This is a genomic window from Actinoallomurus iriomotensis (genome assembly GCF_030269445.1).
Lineage (GTDB): Bacteria > Actinomycetota > Actinomycetes > Streptosporangiales > Streptosporangiaceae > Actinoallomurus > Actinoallomurus iriomotensis.
The window spans coordinates 504080-525768 of sequence record NZ_BSTJ01000008.1 but is presented as its reverse complement, the minus strand read 5'-3'; the positions used below and the strand labels follow the sequence as shown (position 1 = coordinate 525768).

The 21689-nt window shown below is 71.6% G+C and carries 20 protein-coding genes; 4 read left to right on the top strand and 16 right to left on the bottom strand.

The annotated features are described in order from the left end of the window. Positions 1–56: 56 nt before the first annotated feature. The 7 genes from QSK37_RS32020 to QSK37_RS31990 all read right to left on the bottom strand — a co-directional run bounded on the left by QSK37_RS32020 (position 57) and on the right by QSK37_RS31990 (position 10545). Positions 57–1412: a DUF2252 domain-containing protein gene (locus QSK37_RS32020; protein ID WP_285628749.1), complete on the bottom strand. Its 1356-nt coding sequence runs from the start codon at positions 1410–1412 to the stop codon at positions 57–59. Between the two features lie 74 nt (positions 1413–1486). Beyond that, a complete protein-coding gene (locus QSK37_RS32015) occupies positions 1487–2449 on the bottom strand; it encodes a hypothetical protein (RefSeq protein WP_285628746.1) in 963 nt (320 codons plus the stop codon). Beyond that, the gene (locus tag QSK37_RS32010) at positions 2446–4974 is read right to left on the bottom strand and encodes a polynucleotide kinase-phosphatase (RefSeq protein WP_285628743.1); all 2529 of its coding nucleotides are present in this window, start codon (positions 4972–4974) and stop codon (positions 2446–2448) included. The genes QSK37_RS32015 and QSK37_RS32010 overlap by 4 nt, the downstream gene beginning before the upstream one ends. Beyond that, positions 4971–6410, bottom strand: coding sequence for a 3' terminal RNA ribose 2'-O-methyltransferase Hen1 (locus tag QSK37_RS32005; RefSeq protein WP_285628740.1), 1440 nt, complete (start codon positions 6408–6410; stop codon positions 4971–4973). Before QSK37_RS32005 ends, QSK37_RS32010 begins: the two co-directional genes overlap by 4 nt. 42 nt (positions 6411–6452) lie before the next feature. Beyond that, the gene (locus QSK37_RS32000) at positions 6453–7187 is read right to left on the bottom strand and encodes a TetR/AcrR family transcriptional regulator (RefSeq protein ID WP_285628737.1); all 735 of its coding nucleotides are present in this window, start codon (positions 7185–7187) and stop codon (positions 6453–6455) included. Positions 7188–7277: 90 nt separating this feature from the next. Continuing rightward, positions 7278–8207 (bottom strand): LLM class F420-dependent oxidoreductase, encoded by a 930-nt coding sequence (locus tag QSK37_RS31995; protein ID WP_285628734.1) that lies wholly within the window; start codon positions 8205–8207, stop codon positions 7278–7280. A gap of 160 nt (positions 8208–8367) precedes the next feature. After that, on the bottom strand, positions 8368–10545 hold the full coding sequence (locus QSK37_RS31990) for a COG1361 family protein (RefSeq protein ID WP_285628731.1): 2178 nt from the start codon (positions 10543–10545) through the stop codon (positions 8368–8370). 281 nt (positions 10546–10826) lie between these two features. On the opposite strand from QSK37_RS31990, the gene QSK37_RS31985 reads away from it, so the two are divergent. Continuing rightward, the gene (locus QSK37_RS31985) at positions 10827–11036 is read left to right on the top strand and encodes a hypothetical protein (RefSeq protein ID WP_285628728.1); all 210 of its coding nucleotides are present in this window, start codon (positions 10827–10829) and stop codon (positions 11034–11036) included. Positions 11037–11042: 6 nt separating this feature from the next. Here QSK37_RS31985 and QSK37_RS31980 read toward each other — a convergent pair whose 3' ends face one another. From QSK37_RS31980 to QSK37_RS31970, 3 genes are all read right to left on the bottom strand, one after another. Further along, the gene (locus QSK37_RS31980) at positions 11043–11435 is read right to left on the bottom strand and encodes a hypothetical protein (protein WP_285628725.1); all 393 of its coding nucleotides are present in this window, start codon (positions 11433–11435) and stop codon (positions 11043–11045) included. Positions 11436–11643: 208 nt separating this feature from the next. Continuing rightward, positions 11644–12303 (bottom strand): potassium channel family protein, encoded by a 660-nt coding sequence (locus tag QSK37_RS31975; protein WP_285628722.1) that lies wholly within the window; start codon positions 12301–12303, stop codon positions 11644–11646. Further along, positions 12303–12971: a potassium channel family protein gene (locus tag QSK37_RS31970; protein ID WP_285581729.1), complete on the bottom strand. Its 669-nt coding sequence runs from the start codon at positions 12969–12971 to the stop codon at positions 12303–12305. Before QSK37_RS31970 ends, QSK37_RS31975 begins: the two co-directional genes overlap by 1 nt. A gap of 170 nt (positions 12972–13141) precedes the next feature. Here QSK37_RS31970 and QSK37_RS31965 point away from each other — a divergent pair, with 170 nt between their 5' ends. The 3 genes from QSK37_RS31965 to QSK37_RS31955 all read left to right on the top strand — a co-directional run bounded on the left by QSK37_RS31965 (position 13142) and on the right by QSK37_RS31955 (position 17190). After that, the gene (locus QSK37_RS31965; protein WP_285628719.1) at positions 13142–15178 is read left to right on the top strand and encodes an APC family permease; all 2037 of its coding nucleotides are present in this window, start codon (positions 13142–13144) and stop codon (positions 15176–15178) included. Further along, positions 15165–16418, top strand: a complete 1254-nt coding sequence (locus QSK37_RS31960; RefSeq protein WP_285628716.1) for a class I SAM-dependent RNA methyltransferase — start codon at positions 15165–15167, stop codon at positions 16416–16418. Before QSK37_RS31965 ends, QSK37_RS31960 begins: the two co-directional genes overlap by 14 nt. Positions 16419–16611: 193 nt before the next feature. Next, positions 16612–17190, top strand: coding sequence for a hypothetical protein (locus QSK37_RS31955; RefSeq protein ID WP_285628713.1), 579 nt, complete (start codon positions 16612–16614; stop codon positions 17188–17190). Between the two features lie 16 nt (positions 17191–17206). Here QSK37_RS31955 and QSK37_RS31950 read toward each other — a convergent pair whose 3' ends face one another. From QSK37_RS31950 to QSK37_RS31925, 6 genes are all read right to left on the bottom strand, one after another. Next, complete coding sequence (locus tag QSK37_RS31950; protein ID WP_285628710.1) at positions 17207–17959, bottom strand: cellulase family glycosylhydrolase; 753 nt, start codon at positions 17957–17959, stop codon at positions 17207–17209. A gap of 132 nt (positions 17960–18091) precedes the next feature. After that, the gene (locus QSK37_RS31945) at positions 18092–18550 is read right to left on the bottom strand and encodes a type II toxin-antitoxin system VapC family toxin (protein ID WP_285628707.1); all 459 of its coding nucleotides are present in this window, start codon (positions 18548–18550) and stop codon (positions 18092–18094) included. Beyond that, a complete protein-coding gene (locus tag QSK37_RS31940) occupies positions 18540–18809 on the bottom strand; it encodes a type II toxin-antitoxin system Phd/YefM family antitoxin (protein ID WP_285628704.1) in 270 nt (89 codons plus the stop codon). Before QSK37_RS31940 ends, QSK37_RS31945 begins: the two co-directional genes overlap by 11 nt. Positions 18810–19028: 219 nt before the next feature. Next, on the bottom strand, positions 19029–19976 hold the full coding sequence (locus QSK37_RS31935) for a glycoside hydrolase family 5 protein (RefSeq protein WP_285628701.1): 948 nt from the start codon (positions 19974–19976) through the stop codon (positions 19029–19031). Positions 19977–20006: 30 nt separating this feature from the next. Beyond that, on the bottom strand, positions 20007–20933 hold the full coding sequence (locus QSK37_RS31930) for an aldo/keto reductase (protein ID WP_285628698.1): 927 nt from the start codon (positions 20931–20933) through the stop codon (positions 20007–20009). A 149-nt stretch (positions 20934–21082) separates the two neighbouring features. Next, the gene (locus QSK37_RS31925) at positions 21083–21679 is read right to left on the bottom strand and encodes a superoxide dismutase family protein (protein ID WP_285628695.1); all 597 of its coding nucleotides are present in this window, start codon (positions 21677–21679) and stop codon (positions 21083–21085) included. Positions 21680–21689: the final 10 nt, after the last annotated feature.

The following is a 21689-nucleotide window of genomic DNA, read 5'->3' as shown; positions in this document are numbered from 1 at the left end:
CCGGTAACTCCTTCGCCGCGGCCGCGCTGAGCCCCTCAGTCATGACACGCGGGCGGTCAGAACAAGGGGCGGCCGCTGTTCTTCGCGGTGGCGTACGCCTGCCAGTCGCTCGTCACCTGGTCGGCGTAGCTCTTGGCGAACGTGAGGGTCTCCGCCTGCAGGCCCGGTACCGAGGTGATCGCCTTGTCGATCGCCGCGTCGGCGGAGTAGGTCACTCCGGTGCCCGGGATGTCCTGGTCCGCCCGTGAGTGGGCGGCGGCCAGGAGCCGGGCGATGTCGCGGACCGAGTCGTCCCAGATCGTCGAGCTCGTCAGGTCGTCGATCGACAGGTCCTCCGCGAACGGCGACTTCTCCTTCACCAGCACCGGGACGTTCCCGGCGTTCGCCCAGCCGGCCAGCGGGTCGGACTCGTCGGCCTCCCACCGCAGTGCCAGGGCCGGGCGCTGTCCGCCGGTCAGGGACGTCGTGGCCGGGGCGAGCGTCTTCGGCGCGGGGTCGACCTCCTGCTTCAGCTCCAGGATCCGGTCGTCCGACGGACTGGACGTGTCGCCTTCGACCAGCACGTACCAGCGGAACCGGCCCAGGCTGCCCGTGCCCGCGCCGAGGCGGCGCCGGACGTCCTTGACCTTGGCCTCGCTCGCCGACAGAGGCTCGGCCGCCGTCGTGCGGTACGCCGCGACCGCGGCGACGAGGTCGGCGCGGGTCGAGGCGGGCACGGTCTGCAGCTCCGGGTCGGCCCTGAAGGCGCCGTTCAGCGTCGTCCACTTCGCCAGCAGGTCCGCGCGCTTGTCGGCCGCCGCCTTGTCGATCAGCGACTGCGTCAGGTGCGCGGTGTTGCCGGAGGTGAGCCGCCAGTCCGCCTCGTCGTCGGTGCCGTGGAACCTGCCGATCCACTGGGCGTACTCCGACACCAGGGTGTCGACGTCGGTGTCGATCTGGCTCTCGCTGCGGCCGTCCGCCCGCCCGGCCAGGACGAGCGCGACGGCTTCGCGGCGCAGGTCCCAGGTCCACGAGCCGCGCCAGGCGTCATCGGTGTCGTTGACGGCGTACTGCTCGACGTTGTCGGCCCCGCGGTCGGCACCGGTGTTCTCCGGGTGCGCGTCGCCGGTGATCCAGACGTCGCCGCCGCCGGTGGCGTACGCGGAGGGCGGCAGTTCGCCGAGGTCGTGGTAGAAGAGCGGCGAGGTCCCGCGGAAGAAGGCCCAGGCGCTCGACGCCAGCAGGTCCGTCCGTGTCCGCAGGTCGTCGTCGGTCGCTCCGGCGTTCAGCTCGTGCAACGCGTGGTCGGACGCGTAGACCAGGGCGACCGGATCGCGGGTCAGCGGCGGCTGGGCCCGGGCCGCGGTGACGAGCGCGCCCGCTCCGGCGAGCGCCGCGGTCACCGCGGCGGCGTACCTGACGGTCGGCTTCATACCACCAGACGTACACGCGACAGGTGAGCGCAGGAAGTCGCCGAGATGACACCTGGCCGACATCCGCCGGCCCGCTACGACGGCGCGAACCGGCGCACCGGAACCGGATGAAGGGCCACGGCCGCCGCCACGATCTCCTCCGTCGTGTGGTCCAGGTTGCGGCTCGCCACCGCGAGCGGTGAGCCGTAGTACGTCAGCGACCGCCGGGCGTTGCCCCGCCGGAACCCCTTCAGGCTCGCCAGCGGTATCCGGGGGTCGGCGCAGACGAAGGCGATGACGCGGTGCCGCGGGTTCGGGCGGTTCCCGGTACGGAGCGGATGGACGCGGATCTCGGTGATGGCGGACCAGGGCAGGCCGACTCCGGTGCCGAAGCGCACCCCGCCGCCGTCCAGTACGAGCACCGGCCGTCGTGGCAGCACCCAGCGGATCAGGTTGTAGGCCATGAGCGGCCACAACACCGCGCACAGCACCAGGAAGGGCGCGGCGAACCAGCCCAGCAGGAAGGGTGTGACCACCGCGCAGGCCCCGGTCACGGCGAACGCCCGCGCGTACCCGAGCGACGTCGCCCGCCTGTCATGGGCGATGGTCAGCGGCCTTCCCTGGACCGGGGACGGCGCGGTCCACGGTGCCGGCACCTCACCGGCGAGCAGCGCCGGCGCGTTGACGTTCTCCATCCGGATGAGCCTCAGCCGGAGCCGTGTCGTACCGAGGACGAACCAGACGCTCCCCGCCACGAGGATGACGACGGGGACGGCCGAGGCCACCCCCGGCCGGTGCAGCAGGGCGGTGAGGTAGGCCCCCGCGATCATCGACGCGATGGCGGCCAGGGCGAAGACGAACGAGCGGCGCAGCCGGCGCGCGCGCCGGCGTCCGCCGAGCATGGTCCGCGCGTACCCGACCGCGACGCACGCGACGACCGGATCGGCGTGCGGACCGGTCCCCCGCAGCAGGTCGCGCCGGGTCTGACGGTCGAGTTCGCGCCAGGCGGAGACGGCGTCGGCGCCCGTGGGGATGGGCGGTGACCAGTTCCCGTTCACAGCCGCGGGTCCACGGGCTCGGACTCCAGGGCCAGTACGCCGAAGACGGCCTGGTGGACGCGCCACAGCGGTTCGCCGGCGGCCAGGCGGTCCAGGGACTCCAGGCCTAGGGCGTACTCCCGCATCGCGAGCGACCGCTTGCGGCCGAGGGACCGCTGCCGCAGCCGTTCGAGGTGCTCCGGCTCGGTGTAGTCGGGACCGTAGATGATCCGCAGGTACTCCCGCCCGCGGCACTTCAGGCCCGGCTGTACGAGCCGCCCCTCCGGGGCCGGGCCCAGCGGCTTGACCACCATGCCCTCGCCGCCGGCCGCGGTCAGGTCCCGCCACCAGCCGACCGCCTCGGCCTCGTCGTCGCCGGTCAGGTCGACGACGCGTGACCGCGTGGAGACGATCAGGTCGTCGGCGACGGCGAGCCGGTCGGCGGCCTCCAGGTGCCACCGGTGGTCGCGCGTGGCGTAGGAGGCGCCCTCCCCCGCCAGCACCTGGAACGGGGCCAGCCGCAGCCCCGTCAGCCCCTCCACCGGCCAGCAGTAGCGGGCGTACGCGTCGCGGAACAGCGCGGCGTTCGCCTCCCGGCGCTCGATCCGGCCGCGCAGGCCGCCGACGTCGAGGCCGCGCGCCTCGGCGCGGGCCAGGGCGTCCGCGGCGGCCGGCAGGGCGGCACGCGCCGCCGCGCCGGTGGCGGCGTACTGCCGGCGCAGCAGTTCCACCGCCTTGGCCGACCACGGCATCAGCTCGCAGTCCAGCACGAGCCAGCCGGTCTCCAGCTCCTCGAACAGGGACCCGGCGGCCGCGCGCACCCGCGCGAGGAACGTCTCGGTCCGCTCCGGGTCGGGGAAGAACGGCCGCCCGGTCCGGGTGTAGACCGCGCCGGTCGTGCCGTCGTCCACGCCGAACCTCGCCGCGGCGACGCCGGCGTCCCGGGTCACGACCACGACGGCACGCGACCCCATGTGCTTCTCCTCGCACACGACCTGGCCGACGCCCTGCTTGCGGTACGCCGCGAACGCCTCCGCCGGGTGCTCCAGGTGGTCCTCCAGCGACGAGGTGTCGGCGGGCGCCATCGTGGGCGGCAGGTACACCAGCCAGCGCGGGTCCACCGCGAAGCGGCTCATCGCCTCCAGCGCCGGCCAGACGTTCTCCGCGCGCAGGTTGACCCGGCCCATCAGCCGGGTCTCGACGGCCTCCTCGACGTCCTCGATCCGCAGGACGCCCGACTCGCGGTGCCCGCCGCGCGACGCCGGCGGCTCGGCCTCCAGCGGGCGGACCGGCGCGTACCAGACCTGGTGCGCCGGGACCGAGACGATCTCCTTCTCCGGGTAGCGCAGCGCGGTGAGCCGGCCGCCGAAGACGCAGCCGGTGTCGAGGCACAGCGTGTTGTTGACCCACTCCGGCTCGACGACCGGCGTGTGCCCGTAGACGACCATCGCACTGCCCCGGTAGTCGTTCGCCCAGGCATAGCGCACCGGCAGCCCGTACTCGTCCGTCTCGCCGGTGGTCTCGCCGTACAGGGCGAAGGAGCGCACGCGGCCCGACGCGCGGCCGTGGTACTCCTCCTTCAGCCCGGCGTGCGCGGCCACGAGACGCCCGCCGTCGAGGACGAGGTGGCTGACCAGCCCGTCCATGAAGGACAGTGCCTCGGCGCGGAACTCCTCCGGCTCGGCCGCGAGCTGCTCCAGCGACTCGGCGAGCCCGTGGGCGACCGTGACGCGGCGGCCTCGCAGCGCGCGGACGAGCTTGTTCTCGTGGTTGCCGGGGACGCACAGAGCGGTGCCCGCGTTCACCATGCCCATGGCCAGGCGGAGCACGCCGGGGGTGTCCGGGCCGCGGTCGACGAGGTCGCCGAGCAGCAGGGCGGTACGGCCGTCCGGGTGCGCGGCGCCGGCGGCACGGCCGAGGGCGTCGCGTTCGATGACGTAGCCGAGCCTCGTGAGCAGCTCCTCCAGCTCGGCCCGGCAGCCGTGCACGTCGCCGATCAGGTCGAACGGACCGGTCAGCTCGCGCTTGTCCGACCAGCTCCGCTCGTACGTGACGGTCGCCTCGTCGATCTCCTCGCCCGTCAGCACGTACGCGCGCCGGAAGGCGCGGTGCAGGTCGCGCATGCCGCGCCGCAGCTCGCGGCGCTGCCGGGGCACGACGTGCTCGGGCAGGTCGCGGTCGGTACGGGCGGCGTTGCGCGCCTTCGCCACCGACTCGGGCACGTCGAGCACGATCGCGACGGACAGGACGTCCTGCTCCTTGGCGATCCGGACGAGCTGGGCGCGCGGTCCCGGCTGCACGTTGGTCGCGTCGACCACGGTCAGCAGGCCGCGCCGCAGCCGCGTGCGGACGATGTGGTGCAGCAGCTCGAAGGCGTCGGCGGTGGCCGACTGGTCGTTCTCGTCGTCGGACACGAGGGCCCGGCAGTGGTCGGAGGAGACCACCTGCGTCGGGGCGAAGTGCCGCCGCGCGAAGTGGGACTTGCCCGCGCCGGACACCCCGACCAGGACGACGAGCCCCATCTCCGGAAGCCTGATCTCCGTCATCGGATAAACACCCCCATCTGGGTCGGCGCGCCGACGGACGGGTCGTCGTCGCCGACGGGTACGTGGCGGACCCGGTAGCCGTACGTCCCGGCCACCCGCGCGGTCCACGCGTCGAACTCCGCGCGCGTCCACTCGAAGCGGTGGTCCGGGTGGCGGAAGCCGGTGAGGTTCTCGTAGCGCACGTTGTACTCGGCGTTCGGCGTGGTCACGACCACGACGCGCGGCGCGGCGTCGCCGAAGACGACGCGTTCGACGGCCGGGAGCCGGGGCGGGTCCACGTGCTCGATGACCTCCATCAGCACCGCGGCGTCGTACCCGTGGAAACGCTGGTCCGCGTAGGTCAGCGCGGCCGTGAACAGGTTGAGGCGGTCCGCCTGGGCGCGCGGGAGCAGCCCCGGCGCCAGCCTCCGCTGGGCCGCCTCGATCGCGCGGGCGGACACGTCGGTGCCGGCCACGAACTCGAAGAACGGTTCCTGCAGCAGCCGGGACAGCAGCCGGCCCGACCCGCAGCCGAGGTCGATGACCGTGGCGGCGTGCTCGGCGCGCAGCGCGTCGAGCACGGCCTGGACGCGGCGTTCGGCGAGCGGCACCGGCGGCGCGGCGACGTCCTCGGCCGGCTCGGCGGACCCGGGCTCGGCGGCCGTCGGGTCGGCGACCGGCGGCTCCTCGTCGATGGGGTGGCGGTCGAGCGCGTCGTCGGGCGCGTCGTCGGCGTCGGCGAGCCGGGCCAGGGCCGTACGGACCAGGCGGTGGCGGTTCGCGAGGTAGCGGCGGGTGATCCAGGCCCGTGCGGGGTGCGCCGCGAGCCAGCCCTCGCCCGCGCGTACGAGCTTGTCGACCTCGTCCGCGGCCACCCAGTAGTGCTTGGAGTCGTCCAGGACCGGCAGCAGGACGTAGAGCTGGTTCAGTGCGGCCGCGAGCGTGGACTCGCCCTCGATCGTGAGGGTGACGTACCGCGAGTCGCCCCACTCGGGGAACCCCTCGTCGAGCGGGACCGGGCACGCCTCCACCTGCCAGCCGAGCGGCGCGAACAGGCTCGCGGCCAGCTCGGGTCCGCCCCGGCACGGCAGCGCGGGCAGCGTGATCCGCAGCGGGATCGGGGTGCCGGCCAGCTCCGGGCGCTCCCGGCTCTGGCCGCGCATGGCCGTGCGGAAGACGTTCGCCATCGCCGACGCGAGCAGGGACGACGCGGCGTACGGCCGGTCGTTGACGTACTGGCCGAGGGACAGGTCCGGCGTCCGCCGGGTGCGGGCCAGTTTGATGGGGTCGACGTCGAGCAGCAGCGCCGCCGTGCAGCGGTCCTCGTCCGCCTCGGGGTAGAAGACGTGAGCGGTGCCGAACGACTGCTCGAACGCCTGCACCCGGCCGGGATGCTTGACCAGGAGGTAGCCGAGGTCGGTCGCCGGACGCGCGGTCGTGGTGATCGTCAGAAGCACACCGGACAGTGTCGCGGACCCGGCGAACAGGGACCTATCGAATTAATCAGGTCGGTCGGCCGGAGCCCGCCGGCCGGTCGCGTACGAGGCGAGGCCGCGGACCAGGAGCTCCAGGCCGTACCGCAGGCGTTCGTCGCCGCCGCCGTCGACGAGCGCGCCCACCATCGAGGTGATGACCGGGAAGCGGTCGGCCGGCAGGCTGTGGAAGTAGTCGCGGACCTGCTCGTAGTACTGCCGCGTCTCCTCCTCCGTACGGCGTTCGCGGTGCAGGGAGTCCTCGACGGCGTCCGCGAGGATGTAGAGCGACAGCCGGTCGACGAACATGCCCGCCCGCTCGTCCGGCACGCCCCCGGCGCGCAGGAGGGCGAGGATCGCCTCCGTGTAGTGCAGGGCGTTGGGGCCGAGGGGAATGTTGGCGAGCGCGGCGCGGGCGATGCCGGGGTGCCGGGTCCAGACCCGGTGGGCCGCCATTCCCGCCTCGACGACCTGTTCCTGCCAGCGGTCCGGGTCGGGGGCCGGCACGTCCAGCTCGCCGGTGATCCGGTCGATCATCAGCTCCAGCAGCTCGTCCTTGTTCGCGACGTGCGCGTACAGGGACGCCGGGCCGGTCTGGAGCTCCATCGCCACCCGGCGCATGCTCAGCGCGTCGAGACCCTCGGCGTCGAGGATCCGCATCGCCGTGTCGACGATGAGCTCCTGGCTGAGGGGCCGGCGCTGACGCGCGGGCTTCTGGGGACGCCGCCACGGCGGAGGTGGGATCTCGGTCGTCCCGGTCATGGCACACTTCCCTTCCCGAACGGCGTGCCCGTGGCGAACGATGTTCCCATGACCGCGCCGGGGACACCTGCCCCGGCGCGGTCGCGGCGGTCAGACCTGGGGAAGGACGTCGCTCGCGAGGAGCTCGAGGTGGTCCAGGTCCTCCAGGTCCAGGGTCTGGAGGTAGATCCGCTCGGCGCCGAGCTCGCCGTACCGGCCGATCTTGTCGACGATCTCGGCCGGGGTGCCGGCCAGGCCGTTCTCCCGCAGGTCGTCGAGCGAACGGCCGATCGCGTCGGCGCGCCGGCGAAGCTCGGCCTCGTCACGCCCGCAGCAGACGACCTGCGCGGCCGACAGGACGATCGGCCCGCGCTCCCGTCCGCCGCTCTCGGCGGCGGCGCGCACCCGCTCGTACGCCGCGCCGGTGTCGGCGATCGAGTGGAACGGCACGTTGTACTCGTCGGCGTAGCGCGCGGCGAGGCGGGGCGTGCGCTTGGCGCCCACCCCGCCGATGATGATCGGCGGTCGCGGCCGCTGGGCCGGCTTCGGCAGGGCCGGGGAGTCGGTCACCTGGTAGTACGTGCCCTGGTAGTCGAACGTCTGGTCTTCGGGCGTCTCCCACAGGCCCGTGACGATCGCCAGCTGCTCCTCGAGACGGTCGAACCGCTCGGCCAGGCCGGGGAACGGGATCCCGTACGCCGTGTGCTCGCTGTCGAACCAGCCGGTGCCCAGACCCAGCTCGACGCGCCCTCCGCTCATGTCGTCGACGTTCGCCACGGAGATGGCGAGCGGGCCCGGGAGCCGGAACGTCGCGGCGGTCACCAGGGTCCCCAGCCGGACGCGCCGGGTCTCCCTGGCCAGGCCGGCCAGGGTGATCCAGGCGTCCGACGGACCCGGCAGCCCGCTGACGTCCCCCATCTTCAGGTAGTGGTCGGAGCGGAAGAACGCGTCGAAGCCGCACTCTTCGGTGGCCTTGGCGACGCGGAGCAGGGTTTCGTATCCGGCGCCCTGCTGGGGCTCGGTGAAGATCCGCAAAAGCATGGTCCCCATCCTGCTCCCCCGCTGCCTCGGCCCGCACCACCGGGTCCGCGTCCCGTGGACGCGAGACCGCCCGGACCCTCGGTGTGCGAGGTTCCGGGCGGTCCCGTACGGCCGCCCGGGAACCCTCACTCACTGACGGGCGAGGGTTCCCGGGCGTCTTTCAGCCGTCTTCGCGGCGCGTCCGGCTGAGCCGGTACAGCACCACGCCGGCGCCTGCGAGGCCGAGGCCCGTCAGGGCGAACAGCGCCGAGGAGCTACCGGTGGTCGGCAGCGCACGGCCCGGGGCCTCCCGCACCGGCACCGGCCGCGCGGCCCGGACGTGGCAGGCGGCACTCCCGGCGCCACCGCAGTGGAGCCCGTGCGGGTGGCCGGGCGCCCCGAGGTTGTGCACCTGCGGGTGGTGCGGCCCGGCGCCGAGCGGGCAGACGAACCCGGCGCCCTGCCGCACGCAGTCACGGCGGGCACGGCCCGAGCTCAGCGGGTGGTGATGCGGCCGGGCGAGCGGGTGGTGCGGCCGGCCCAGCGGGTGGTGCGCGGCCTTGCCCGGACCGGTCAGCGGCGTCATCGGCGCGATGGTCTCGGGCGTGGTGCCCGGCTCCTCGTGCACGGCGGCCGGTGTCTCCTGCGCGCAGGACGGGCCTGCGGGCAGGTCGGAAACGGTCTTGCCCGCCATCGGCTTGTCCGCCGCGGCGCACGGTGCGGTGTCGGACTGCGCCGGACCGGCGGCCGGCGTCTCCGGGACCACGGGCTCGGCGGCGGGCGCCGCCGGGACGTCGGCGGAGTGCAGGCAGCCGCAGGAACTCGGCCACTTCTGCGCGCACGGCGGGATCGCCGGCATGTTCGGCACGACGACCGGCTGTCCGGGAACGTCCACCGGCCGGGACGCCGCGGCGCCGCACGGCGTGGTGACGGGCGCGTCGTTCTTGCCGGCGGCCTTGTCCGTGGCCTTGTCGCCCTTGTCCGCGACCGGAGTGGACGTGTCGGTGGCCGGAGCGGACTTGTCCGTGGCCGGCTTGTCGGCGTGCTGGTCGACGGCCGACGTGGTCGGCGCCGACGGCGCCGCGGCCGGCTTGCCGGCGGCGCACGGCGGAACCGCCGCCGGGCTCTCCGGCACGATCACCGGGCGGGCGGGCAGGATGACCGGACGGTCGGCCGCCGCGCCGCACGGCGTGGTGACCGGCCTGTCCTGTGCCTTGTCGGCGGCCGGCTTGTCCGCGGTGGACGCGGACGGCGCGGCGGCGGGCGTGCCCTGCCCGGCCTGCTCGCCCAGGGCGCACGGCGGGACCTTCGCCGGACGCTCGGGCACCACGACCGGCTTGGCCGCCGCGGCGCCGCACGGCGTCGTCGCCGGCTCGTCGGCCACGGACGGCGCCTGCACGGAGGTGCCCACCCCGGCCTCGGGCCGGTCCTGCGCACCGGCGCACGAGGTCGCCGGGCGGTTCGTGACGACGTACGGACGGCTCGCCACCGCGCCGCACGGCGCCGAGACCGGGACGCCGGACGTGGAAGGACGGCTCGGGATGACCGCGTTCTCCGTCGGCAGGTCCGAGGACGGGCGCTCCTGCGCGACCGCGCCGCACCCGCACGCCGTGGGATCGTCCTGCTTGGCGGCGCAGGAGCCGAACTCCGGCTTGACCGCGGTGGTCTTACCGGCGGCCTTGTCCGGCAGCGCGCCGAGCGAGCACGGGCCGTCGGCGGCGGGCGCCCCGATCGGGCTCCGTACGACGACGGACTCGGCGGTCCCCGGGCCGTGCTCGGTCACCATGAGCGGGTACGGAAGCTTGTCCGTCGCCGCCGCGCCGGTGTCCGAGCCGTCCGGTGAGACGTCCACCGGCGGGAAGGCGGCGAGCCGCCGCTCCGGCGCCGGCGCGTTGTGCCACGACACCTGGATGGGGTTACGCAGCCGGACGGGCTCCCGCTGTGCCTTGCCGCCGGTGCGTGCGGGCGGGACGACCGTGGCGGTGATGACGCCGTGCCGGGTCTTTCCCTGCGGGAGCAGACCGATGTGGCAGACGAGCGGACCGGCCTCGCGCCAGCGGCACTTCGGCGGCGCGGCCAGCACCTTGAGGTTCTTGTCCGGCGTGGTCCGCAGGGCGACGTCCCGCGCCGGGATGGTGCCCCGGTTGGTCACCTCGAACGGCCAGTTGTAGGTCCTGCCCGGGACGATCGCCCCGCGCGGCCCCTTGGTGTCGACCACGACGTCGGCACGCCCGCGTTCGCGGTCGCGCGCGTCGCGCCCCTCGTGGCCGTCGTGGTCCCGGTGCGGAGTCGTACGGTCGTGCGCTCTGCCGGCCTTGCCGCCGGTGTGCGCGGACGCGCTGGTCGTCACCTGCGGCATGACGGCGAAACATGACGCCGCTGCCACCGCGGTGATACTCCGCATTCCGGCACGCACGGCGCGGCCAGAAATGTCGATCATTCGTGTCCCCCGTGACCTGCTCAGACGCTGTTGTCAACGCCCCGTTTTAGCCGTCCGAGGAGGCGAACTCATAGCAGCGCGTCGGCGTGTCGTCACAAACAGTGATGGTAAAAACCCGCCCGCACAACGAAGGCCCGTAACGACCACGGCACTCGGCGATAGTTTCCTTTGACGGCCTTTCGACCAAAAGGAAGAGACCAGTGCCCGAGAAAAAGGTCACCGCGGCCACACTCGCCGGCGCCATCGTGACGATCCTCGTGTGGGTCCTGCGGCTGGCCGGCGTCGACATTCCCGCCGAAGTGGCGGCCGCGATCACGACGGTCCTCGTCGCCGTCTCCGCCTACCTGGCCCCCCACAGCCACCGGCCCGACCTCGCCCGCGCGGCCGGGGACACGCGGCCGTCCGCCTGAACGACCTCAGAACCCGAGGCTGTCCCCGCAGTCGACGGTCGAGGAGCCACCGGAGCTGGTGGCGCTCTTGACCAGTTCGCCGTCGACGCTGAGCGTGCAGGTCAGCTCGCCGGAACCCGTGCCGTGGGCGTTCACGTCGACCTTCTGGCCGTCATTGACGGTGAAGGTCCTGCTCCAGGGCGGCGACACCACCATGCGACGGTGACGTCCGTCCGGTGCGGTGAACGAGACGGACGCTCGCCCGTTGCCCCGGATGGCGAACGTCACCTTGTGCGGCCCCGAGTGTTCCGGCGCGTCCTCACCGGGTTCGTCATCCGGCGGCGGTGTCGTGACCGGCGCCGTGGCACGCGGCGAACCGAATGCCGGACCCGTCGCCACCGGCGCGGGCAGCGGTGACAAAGAATGGCCTTTCGATCCACCCGCCGAATGGCCACCCGAAGAACACGCTCCGAGCGCCAGGACCAAAACCACGAGAATGATTCGCATAGTCGTCTCCAAAACGCATACCTCGTCGTACTGGAGTGACTACGGAGTGTAACCGCTTCGGCCCGGAGACGCGCGAGGGCGGCCCGCACCTCGGCGGGCCGCCCTCACGCGGCGAGTCGGGTCAGCGGGCGGAGAGCAGGTCCCCCAGCTCGTCCTCGACGTCCTGGTTGGCGACGAACATCAGCTCGTCGCCGCCCTCCAGCGTGTCGTCGGGGCTGGGCACCAGCACCCGGCCCTCGCGAAGGATCGCGACCAGCGCGGTGTCCTGCGGCCACGAGACCGAGCCGACGAGCTGGCCGACGAGCGGAGCGTCCTCGGGCAGCGTCAGCTCGACCAGGTTGGCCTCGCCCTGGCGGAACGTCATCAGCCGTACGAGGTCGCCGACGCTCACGGCCTCCTCGACGAGCGCGGACATCAGGCGCGGGGTGGAGACCGCGACGTCCACGCCCCAGGACTCGTTGAAGAGCCATTCGTTCTTGGGGTGGTTGATGCGCGCCACCACGCGCGGGACGCCGTACTCCGTCTTGGCCAGCAGGGAGACCACGAGGTTGACCTTGTCGTCTCCGCTCGCGGCCACGACGACGTGGCAGCGTTCGAGCCCGGCGTCGTCCAGCGAGGCGATCTCGCACGCGTCGGCGAGCAGCCACTCCGCCTGCGCGACGGCCTCGACCTTGATCGAACGGGGGTTCTTGTCGATGAGAAGGACCTCGTGGCCGTTCTCCAGGAGCTCCTGGGCGATGGAGCGGCCGACCGCTCCGGCGCCGGCGATGGCGACCCGCATTACTCCGCCTTCTCCTCGGGCCGCTGTGACACGGCGTCGTTGATGCGCTCCATCTCGCCCGCGGCGGCCATGACGTGGACCACGTCGCCGTCCTGGATGACGGTGTCGGGATCGGGGACCAGCGCCTCGCCCATCCGGTTGAGGAAGGTCACGCGGGTCTTCGCGGCGTCCTCCAGCACGGACACCTTCGCGCCCACCCACTTGGGGTCGATCTGCACCTCGGCGAGCACGACCTCGCCGGTCGGGTCGCGCCACAGCGGCGCGGGACCCTCGGGAAGGAGCCGGCGCAGCATCTGGTCGGCGGTCCAGCGCACGGTCGCCACCGTGGGGATGCCGAGCCGCTGGTACACCTCGGCACGGCGGGGGTCGTAGATGCGGGCCACGACGTTCTCCACGCCGAAGGTCTCCCGCGCCACGCGAGCGGAAATGATGTTGGAATTGTCGCCACTGCTCACCGCGACGAACGCGGACGCCTGTTCGATTCCGGCGTCCACGAGAACGTCGCGGTCGAAGCCGAAACCGTTGACACGGCGGCCCTTGAAACCTCCGCGCAGCCGCCGGAACGCCTCAGGGCTCTGATCGATGATGGCCACGCTGTGGCCTTTATCCTCAAGGATGTGGGCGAGTGTCGATCCGACACGCCCGCACCCCATGATCACGATGTGCACGGTCGTCCTTTCCGGCGCCGTCCGGTCCGCTTGGCTCCGTCTTGACCTGAGAAACCTACACATGGCCGGGCGCGGGTTAGAACTCCTGAACCCGTCCGTGGGTTCCACTGTTTTACTTGCCCATGCCACGATGGGTTTTCACGGTCCCGTTACCGACTACCATCACCGACGTGTCGAAGGCTCCCGACCTCGTCAAGAGGCTCCTGCTCGGCAGGGCGCTCCGCAGCGCCCAGCAGCACGAGCAAACGCTCCCCAAGACGGTCGCCCTGCCCGTCTTCGCCAGCGACGCCCTGTCCTCCGTGGCGTACGCGCCACAGGAGATCCTCATCGCCCTCGGTATCGCGGGCCTGGCGACCTATCACTTCACTCCGTGGGTGGCCGGCGCCGTCGTGGTGATCCTTCTCACGGTGGTGGCGTCGTACCGGCAGAACGTCCGTGCCTACACCAGCGGCGGCGGCGACTTCGAGGTCGCCACCACCAACCTCGGCAACAACTCCGGCATCGTGGTGGCGAGCGCGCTGCTCGTCGACTACGTGATGACGGTCGCGGTGTCGGTGTCCTCCGGCGTGGAGAACCTCGGCGCCCTCATCCACTTTCTGCAGCCCCACAAGGTCCTCGCGGCGATCGCCATCGTGGCGATTTTGACGATCATGAATTTGCGGGGAATCCGCGAGTCCGGCGTCGCCTTCGCGATTCCCACGTATCTGTTCATGTTCGGCGTCTTCGTGATGCTGCTGTGGGGCCTGACCCGCCTGGCGTTCGGCGCGCACCTGCACGCCGAGACGGCCGACCTGACCATCAAGGGGCACGAGGTCGGCGTCGGCGGGTTCGCGCTCGTCTTCCTGCTGCTGCGCGCGTTCTCCTCCGGCTGCGCGGCCCTGACGGGCGTCGAGGCGATCAGCAACGGGGTCCCGGCCTTCCGCCGGCCGAAGGGCAAGAACGCCGCGACGACGCTGCTTCTGCTCGGTGCCGTGGCGGCCTCGATGTTCGGCGGCATCGTCGCGCTCGCGTACATCACCAAGGCCAAGTTCGCCGACCCGAACCTCGGCACCCACCTGATCGACAAGGCCGGGCGCGACGTCTCGGACCAGGACCCGGTCGTCGCCCAGGTGGCCCACACGGTCTTCAGCAACTTCCCGCTCGGCTTCGCGTACGTGACCGTGATGACCGCCCTGATCCTCGCCCTGGCGGCCAACACCGCGTTCAACGGCTTCCCGGTGCTCGGCTCGGTGCTCGCCCAGAACCGCTACCTGCCCCGTCAGCTGCACACGCGCGGCGACCGGCTCGCGTTCAGCAACGGCATCATCATCCTCGGCACCCTGGCGGGCCTGCTCATCTACGCGTACGACGCGTCGGTGACCGCGCTGATCCAGCTCTACATCGTCGGCGTGTTCGTGTCCTTCACGGTCAGCCAGACCGGCATGGTCCGCCACTGGAACCGCCTGCTGCGCACCGAGACCGACCGGAGCAAGCGCCGCCGGATGAAGACCTCCCGCGCGATCAACGCCTTCGGCGGCGTGGTCACCGGGATCGTGCTGATCGTGGTCCTCATCACGAAGTTCCTGCTCGGCGCCTGGATCGCCTGTGTGGCCATGGCGGTGCTGTTCCTGATGATGCGGGGCATCCGGCGCCACTACGACCGGATCGCCACCGAACTGGTCGTCACCGGCGAGGACGTCGCGCTGCCGCCCCGCAACCACGCCATCGTCCTCGTCTCCAAGATCCACAAGCCGACGCTGCGCGCCCTGTCGTACGCGCGGGCCACCCGCCCCTCCACGATCGAGGCGGTCACCGTCGCGGTCGACCCGGAGGAGTCCGGCGAGCTGCAGGAGGCCTGGGACGCTCACGAGCTGCCGGTGCCGCTGAAGATCCTCGACTCGCCGTACCGGGAGATCACGCGGCCGATCCTGGAGTACGTCAAGAGCGTCCGGCGGCGCAGCCCGCGCGACGTCGTGACCGTGTTCCTGCCCGAATATGTCGTGGGACACTGGTGGGAGCACCTGCTGCACAACCAGAGCGCGCTGCGGCTCAAGACGCGCCTGCTCTTCGTGCCCGGTGTGATGGTGACGAGCGTCCCCTGGCAGCTGGCCTCCTCCGACCGCCTCAAGGGGCGTCCGGAGCCGGCCGCACCGGGCGCCGTTCGCCGTCCGTACGCCGAACAGAACGCCGAATCGAAGGGGTCACGTGCCGCCGGTGGAATCGTCTGAACTGATCGAACTCCGGATCGGCGCCGTCGCCAACGGCGGCTCATGCGTGGCCCGGCACGAGGGACGCGTCGTCTTCGTCCGGCACACCCTGCCGGGCGAGCTGGTCCGCGCCCGCGTCACCCAGGAGACCAAGAACTTCCTGCGTGCCGACGCCGTGGAGATCCTCGAGGCCTCCCCCGACCGCGTCCCGGCGCCCTGCCCGTTCTCCGGGCCGGGGCGCTGCGGCGGATGCGACTGGCAGCACGTCGCGGTCCCGGCACAGCGGGCCCTGAAGGCGGCGGTGGTCGAGGAGCAGCTGCGCCGGGTGGCGGGCATCTCGCGCGAGGTGGTGGTCGAGGAGGTGCCGGGCGCCCCGGACGGCCTGGGCTGGCGCACCCGCGTGCAGTTCTCCATACGCCGCGACGGCGCGGTCGGCCTCCGTAGGCACCGCTCCCACGCGATCGAGCCGATCGACGAGTGCCTGATCGCCCACCCGCAGGTGGAGGCCCTCGGCATCGAACGCAAGCGCTGGACCGGCGCGTCCGGCGTCGAGGCGGTCGTCTCGGCCGGCACGGGCGACCGCCTGGCCGTCCTGTCCGCCCGAGGGCGCGCCCGCGTCCCGCGCATGGACGCGCCCGTACGGCTGGTCAGCGAGCGAAACCAGGAGAAGCCGCCGTTCGTCCGCGAGGACGTCGCGGGCCGGCTGTGGCAGGTGAGCGGCAGCGGGTTCTGGCAGGTCCACCCGGGCGCCGCCCAGACGCTGGCCGACGCGGTCGTGGACACCCTGGAGCCCCGCCGCGGCGAGATCGCCGTCGACCTGTACTGCGGCGCGGGCCTGTTCGCGGGCGTCCTGGGCGAACGCGTCGGCTCCGACGGCCTGGTCGTCGGCATCGAGTCGGACGCCCAGTCCGTCCGCGACGCACGCTTCAACCTGCGGGACATGCCCCACGTGGCGGTGGAGCGCGGCGAGGTCGAGACCGTCCTGGACGAGATCAGTTTCGGCCGCGGCAAGAACCGGCTGAACCGCGCCGACCTGGTCGTCCTGGACCCACCCCGTACGGGCGCCGGCCCGGACGTGGTCAAGCGGGTCGCGACACTGGCCGGCCGCCGCATCGCGTACGTCTCGTGCGATCCGGCCACCCTGGCCCGCGACCTGGCCCTGTTCGGCGAACAGGGCTGGACGCTGTCCGCCCTGCGCGCCTTCGACGCCTTCCCGATGACCCAGCACGTGGAGCTCGTGGCCACGTTGGTCCGGGGGTAGTTCATCCCGGTCCGCGGCCGATTCGATCACGGCCGCGGCCGCTGGCGTTGATGTCCGCCCTGACTCGTTCTCGGCCCGTTGATGGCAGGAAAATAGGATAGGCATGGAATTCCCGTACGGCCGGGGTTGACCTCGGCGCATAATGCGTCGATTATCCGCTCCAGACCGGAATGCATCGAGCGGGAGTCGAGTCATGCCCAAGTTCCTCACGCGCCGTCCTCTGTTACCGGCGACCATCGCCGGGATCGCCGTCGCGGCGCCGGTCGCGAGCCTCCTGGTGTTCGGTTCCGGCTCCGCGCCGGCGGCCGTCGCCGAGACCGCCCGGTACAGCCCTATCGGCACCACCGCCAACGGCGTGACCGGTCCGGCCACGGCGAAATTCACCGCCGGGCCCTATTCCGGTCCGAGTACCGCGGTCGTTCTGACGCCCACTTCCGTGTCCACCGACAGCGACTCCCAATGGGCGTACCTCTCACTTCCGTGGGACAACACCTCGGTCAGTTCGGTCCAGGTCTGTTACTCCATCACCACAACGGTCGTCGGCCGCACGTACATCAGCGGGACGCGGATCAGCGACATGACGACACCGGACGCGGCGCTGGTCCGGCTCGACGACGGAACGGACCGGACCGCGGTCGGACCGACCTGCTACACGGTGCCGGCCGCGTTCACGCCCACCGGCTCGATGTCCTTGGAGTTGAAGGTGGTCTTCGGCAGCACCAGCGACCGCATCCTCCTCGGCATGACCGCCCTCAGCGGCCAATCGGCCTAGGCCGCCGAGGACGCGCCTACGGGATCAGGCCGACCCAGGACCGCCAGGCGTCATTCGCGTCGACCATGCTGAACGGGCCGTCGCCGCCGTCGGAGTAGTACTCCCACCAGGCGTAGTCGATGCTCTTGGACTTGTAGAGCGCGACCTTGTCCTTGACGTACTGGTCGTGGCCGGTGGCGCCGTTGCCGATGCCGAACTCCCCGATCCAGACCGGCATGCCCTGCGCCGAGGCCGTGTCGATCTGTACCCGCAGGTGCGTGGCGAGCGCGGCCTTGTCCGCCGCGTTGTAACCGGCGGTCCCGTCGGAGGGGTTCGGGTCCATGCCCAGACCGGTGCCGTCGTCGTAGCCAGCCGTGTAGCCGCTCTTCGAGGCGCCGTTGAAGTAGTCGTGGACCGACCAGATGAGGTTGGCACGGCTCATCGGAGTGAGGGAGGAGAACGACGAGGCGGGCACCTTCGCGTCACCGTACGACGACTCCAGCATGATGCTGGTGACGCCGTCCTCGGCACGGATCGCGTTCACGATCCGCGTGTAGTCCGACAGCGGAACCATCACCTGCGAGATCGACGTCGATGGCAAGAAGGTCAAGGCCGCGAAATCCGCGGGTGCGTACGCGATCGCGTCCTGCGACCACACGCTCGGATTCTGACGCTCCGGCCGGTCCTCCGGCGGGGTGACGTACGTTACGCGCTGCGGCACGGTGTAGACGAGCTCAAGCTCCCGCAGGTGCTCCCCACTCGTGGCCACCCTGGTCCGGGGGTAGTTCATCCCGGTCCGCGGCCGGTTCGATCACGGCCGCGGCCGCTGGCGTTGATGTTCGCCCTGGTGCCAGTGCCGCCTACGCGCGGTGGCGGATCACCCGCGACCCCCGTCCAGGCCCTCCCCCGGCAGGGCCGGCCATCACCGATCGTGGGGCGTTCTCGGCCGGGTGACGGGGACAACGGTCAGGATGTCCTCAAGGCCCTTGAAGTCATCAGGGTTGGTGGTGAACAAGGGCAGCTCTTCGGCGATCGCGATGGCAGCGATCATCAAGTCGGCCACCCGGCGTCTCGGCTTCCGGCCAGCGCCGATCACGGCTGCGCAGACCCTGCCATAACTACGCGCCGCCTCCACGTCGAACGGGATGGGATCGAACTCGTTCTCGGCCCGTTGAAGCACATCCAGCCGCCGGGCGCGCTCAGCGTGTTCGTCGTAGCCCGCTTGATCCTGGTCTCTACGAACCTCATGCGGTCCCGCGGAAAGCTCCGCCAGCGTGATGGCGCTGATGGCCACCTCCGCAGGAAGCTCTTCGGGGTTCACCCACTTACGCAGGATCATGATGTTGGTGTCGAGCAGCCCCCGCTCGTGTTCAACGGTCATAGGGGTCGCTCAGCTCCTGATCGGCCGTGGCGTCCTGGTCGGCGCGGAAGGCGTCGAGGGAGATATCGGGTGCGCCGCGGGACATCGCCGCGAACTCGCCTCGAGGGACGAACCGCCTCCGTCGCCGCAAAGGAATCAGCTCACCGATCTCATGTCCGTCCCGGGTGACCGTGAACGCCTGCCCGCCCTGGACAGCATCCATGATCTCTTTGGACCGATTACGCAGATCGCGTTGTGTGATCTCGGGCTGTGCCGCCATGGATCTATCGTATCTGGACGGTGCACGCCGTGCTACTGGGTAGCACATCATGCGCGATTATCCGTTCCAGACCGGAATGCAACACGGTGCCGGCCGCGTTCACGCCCACCGGCTCGATGTCCTTGGAGTTGAAGGTGGTCTTCGGCAGCACCAGCGACCGCATCCTCCTCGGCATGACCGCACTCAGCGGCCAATCGGCCTAGGCCGCCGAGGACGCGCCTACGGGATCAGGCCGACCCAGGACCGCCAGGCGTCATTCGCGTCGACCATGCTGAACGGGCCGTCGCCGCCGTCGGAGTAGTACTCCCACCAGGCGTAGTCGATGCTCTTGGACTTGTAGAGCGCGACCTTGTCCTTGACGTACTGGTCGTGGCCGGTGGCGCCGTTGCCGATGCCGAACTCCCCGATCCAGACCGGCATGCCCTGCGCCGAGGCCGTGTCGATCTGTACCCGCAGGTGCGTGGCGAGCGCGGCCTTGTCCGCCGCGTTGTAACCGGTGGTCCCGTCGGAGGGGTTCGGGTCCATGCCCAGACCGGTGCCGTCGTCGTAGCCGGCCGTGTAGCCGCTCTTCGAGGCGCCGTTGAAGTAGTCGTGGACCGACCAGATGAGGTTGGCGCGGCTCGTCGGAGTGAGGGAGGAGAACGACGAGGCGGGCACCTTCGCGTCACCGTACGACGGCTCCAGCATGATGCTGGTGACGCCGTCCTCGGCACGGATCGCGTTCACGATCCGCGTGTAGTCCGACATCAGCCGCGCCGACCGGGTGGAGGTGCGGAACGGCTCGTTGACCGGGTCGTACGCCGCGATCGCCGGTTCGTCCTTGTACCGGTCGGCGATGGTCTGCAGGAAGCCCAGGCCGTTCTCCACGACCGCGTCCAGGCCCTCGGTCGTGGCGTCCGGGTCCACCCGCGCCCAGGCCGGGACGTGCTCCTGGCCATCCGGGTCACCGGACATGTGGACGCAGTCGAGGATGACGTACAGGCCGGCGGCCTTCGCCCGCTCGACCGCCGTGGACAGAGTGTCGAACGCCGTCTCGTTCCACTCCTCCTCGGTCGGCTGGAACATGTCCCAGAACAGGACCATGCGGACCGCGGCCTGCGCGGGCGTCGCGGAGGCACCGATCGTCAGGAGAAGTGCGGCGAGGGCGAGTCCGGCAGATCGGCGCATGAACGTCTTTCCCGTCCGGAGAGACCAAGATCAGCAGGATCCTAGATCAGCTCCGGACCGCCGGTGGTGGGACGAGAGGCGCGCCATTTCGTCGTCGGAGAGGCGCAGTGCGCCCGCGGCCACGTTCTCGGCGAGGTGGCCCGGATCGCGGGTCCCCGGAATGACCAGCACGTGCGCCCCCTGCCGCAGCGTCCACGCCAGTCGCACCTGGGCGGCCGTCGCGCCGTGCGCCCGCGCGACCGAGAGGATTTGCGAGCCGTCACCGGCGCCGGCGCCGGCTTCGCGTCCTTCACCGGCGATGGTGAAGAAGGGCACGAACGCCACGTCCTGCTCGCCGCAGGCGCGCAGGACGGCCCCCGCCTCGGGCGGCGCGCCGATGCCGTAGGGGTTCTGAACGCAGGCCACCGGCGCGATGGACCGCGCCTCGGCGAGGTGTTCGAGGGTGGCGTTGGAGACGCCCAGGTGCCGGATGAGGCCGGCGTCGCGCAGCTCGGCCAGCGCCCCGAAGTGCTCGGCGATCGAGCTCGCCTGCCGGCTCGGAGGGATGCGCAGGTTCACCAGGTCGAGGTGGTCACGGCCGAGCTGCCGAAGGTTCTCCTCGACCTGGCCGCGCAGCTGCCCGGGTGTGGCCCACCACCACTCGCCCGAGGGATCCCGGCCCGGCCAGACCTTGGTGGCGATCAGCAGGTCGTCGGGGTACGGCGCCAACGCCCGGTTGATCAGCTCGTTGGCCGAGCGGAGCGAGGAGAAGTAGAAGGCGGCCGTGTCGATGTGGTTGACGCCCAGCTCGACCGCGCGCCGGAGCACCCTGATCGACCGTTCGCGGTCGCTCGGCGTGCCGAGGTCGAAGGGGGCGCTGCCCGTGAGGCGCATCGCGCCGAAGCCGATGCGGTTGACCGTCAGGTCACCGAGCCTCCAGGTACCCGCGCCCGCCGCGCCGCCGGTGTGCAAGGTCATGATCAGCAGTCCTCTCTCGCCGGAACGGCGAACGAAGTGCGGTCCCGGGCATGAAAAAAGCCTTCCCGACGGATCGGGAAGGCCTAAGCGATGACGAGATCATAGCGGGCCTCGGCACTGAGGCCTGAGCTCGGACCGGCGACCCGGCCCTACCCGCGCCCGGACTGACGCTTCGTGATGACGCCGCAGGCGATGCGGGCGCCGGAGTCGCCGGTCTTGAGGGTCTCGGCGTCCGGGCCGGACGCCGCGTAGCGCTTGGGGATGTTGGCCTGGTTGTCCGGTGCCGCGTGGATGACGATCGCGCTGCCGTCCCGATCGAACAGCTGCGCGGACTGGAAGCGGTCGGTCTTCACCGTCGCGCTGCCCGTGCCGTCCCCGTTGACCAGCAGAGGCGGCAGGTCGCCCGAGTGCGCCGGGTGGGAGTGGGCGTCCAGGTCGAAGTGGGGGCCCGCGCTGAAGAACGGGCTGCCCGTCGCCGGATCCTTCGACCTCGGGTCGCAGACGCCCTTCGCGTGGATGTGGAAGCCGTGGTAGCCCGGCGGCAGGTCCTGCGCCGTGATGGTGATCTTGGTCTTGCCGCCCGAGGTCGCGACGCGCAGCATGCCGACCTGTTTGCCGGTGGCGTCCTTGATGACGGCGCTCCCCGACTCGGCGGCGCCGGTCATGCGTTCGGCCACCGCGGCGCCGAGCGCGGTGGCACCCGCGCCCAGGGCGACGACCGCGAACAGGTGGTACTTGCCGGGCATGCGAAGTCCC

What these genes read in the sequence shown, in the direction of transcription:
- QSK37_RS32020 (WP_285628749.1), bottom strand. Translation starts at nt 1,412, where the DNA reads ATGAAGCCGACCGTCAGGTACGCCGCCGCGGTGACCGCGGCGCTCGCC.
- QSK37_RS32010 (WP_285628743.1), bottom strand. Translation starts at nt 4,974, where the DNA reads ATGACGGAGATCAGGCTTCCGGAGATGGGGCTCGTCGTCCTGGTCGGG.
- QSK37_RS32000 (WP_285628737.1), bottom strand. Translation starts at nt 7,187, where the DNA reads ATGACCGGGACGACCGAGATCCCACCTCCGCCGTGGCGGCGTCCCCAG.
- QSK37_RS31995 (WP_285628734.1), bottom strand. Translation starts at nt 8,207, where the DNA reads ATGCTTTTGCGGATCTTCACCGAGCCCCAGCAGGGCGCCGGATACGAA.
- QSK37_RS31990 (WP_285628731.1), bottom strand. Translation starts at nt 10,545, where the DNA reads ATGCCGCAGGTGACGACCAGCGCGTCCGCGCACACCGGCGGCAAGGCC.
- QSK37_RS31975 (WP_285628722.1), bottom strand. Translation starts at nt 12,303, where the DNA reads ATGCGGGTCGCCATCGCCGGCGCCGGAGCGGTCGGCCGCTCCATCGCC.
- QSK37_RS31955 (WP_285628713.1), top strand. Translation starts at nt 16,612, where the DNA reads ATGCCCAAGTTCCTCACGCGCCGTCCTCTGTTACCGGCGACCATCGCC.
- QSK37_RS31950 (WP_285628710.1), bottom strand. Translation starts at nt 17,959, where the DNA reads ATGAACTACCCCCGGACCAGGGTGGCCACGAGTGGGGAGCACCTGCGG.
- QSK37_RS31945 (WP_285628707.1), bottom strand. Translation starts at nt 18,550, where the DNA reads ATGACCGTTGAACACGAGCGGGGGCTGCTCGACACCAACATCATGATC.
- QSK37_RS31940 (WP_285628704.1), bottom strand. Translation starts at nt 18,809, where the DNA reads ATGGCGGCACAGCCCGAGATCACACAACGCGATCTGCGTAATCGGTCC.
- QSK37_RS31935 (WP_285628701.1), bottom strand. Translation starts at nt 19,976, where the DNA reads ATGCGCCGATCTGCCGGACTCGCCCTCGCCGCACTTCTCCTGACGATC.
- QSK37_RS31930 (WP_285628698.1), bottom strand. Translation starts at nt 20,933, where the DNA reads ATGACCTTGCACACCGGCGGCGCGGCGGGCGCGGGTACCTGGAGGCTC.
- QSK37_RS31925 (WP_285628695.1), bottom strand. Translation starts at nt 21,679, where the DNA reads ATGCCCGGCAAGTACCACCTGTTCGCGGTCGTCGCCCTGGGCGCGGGT.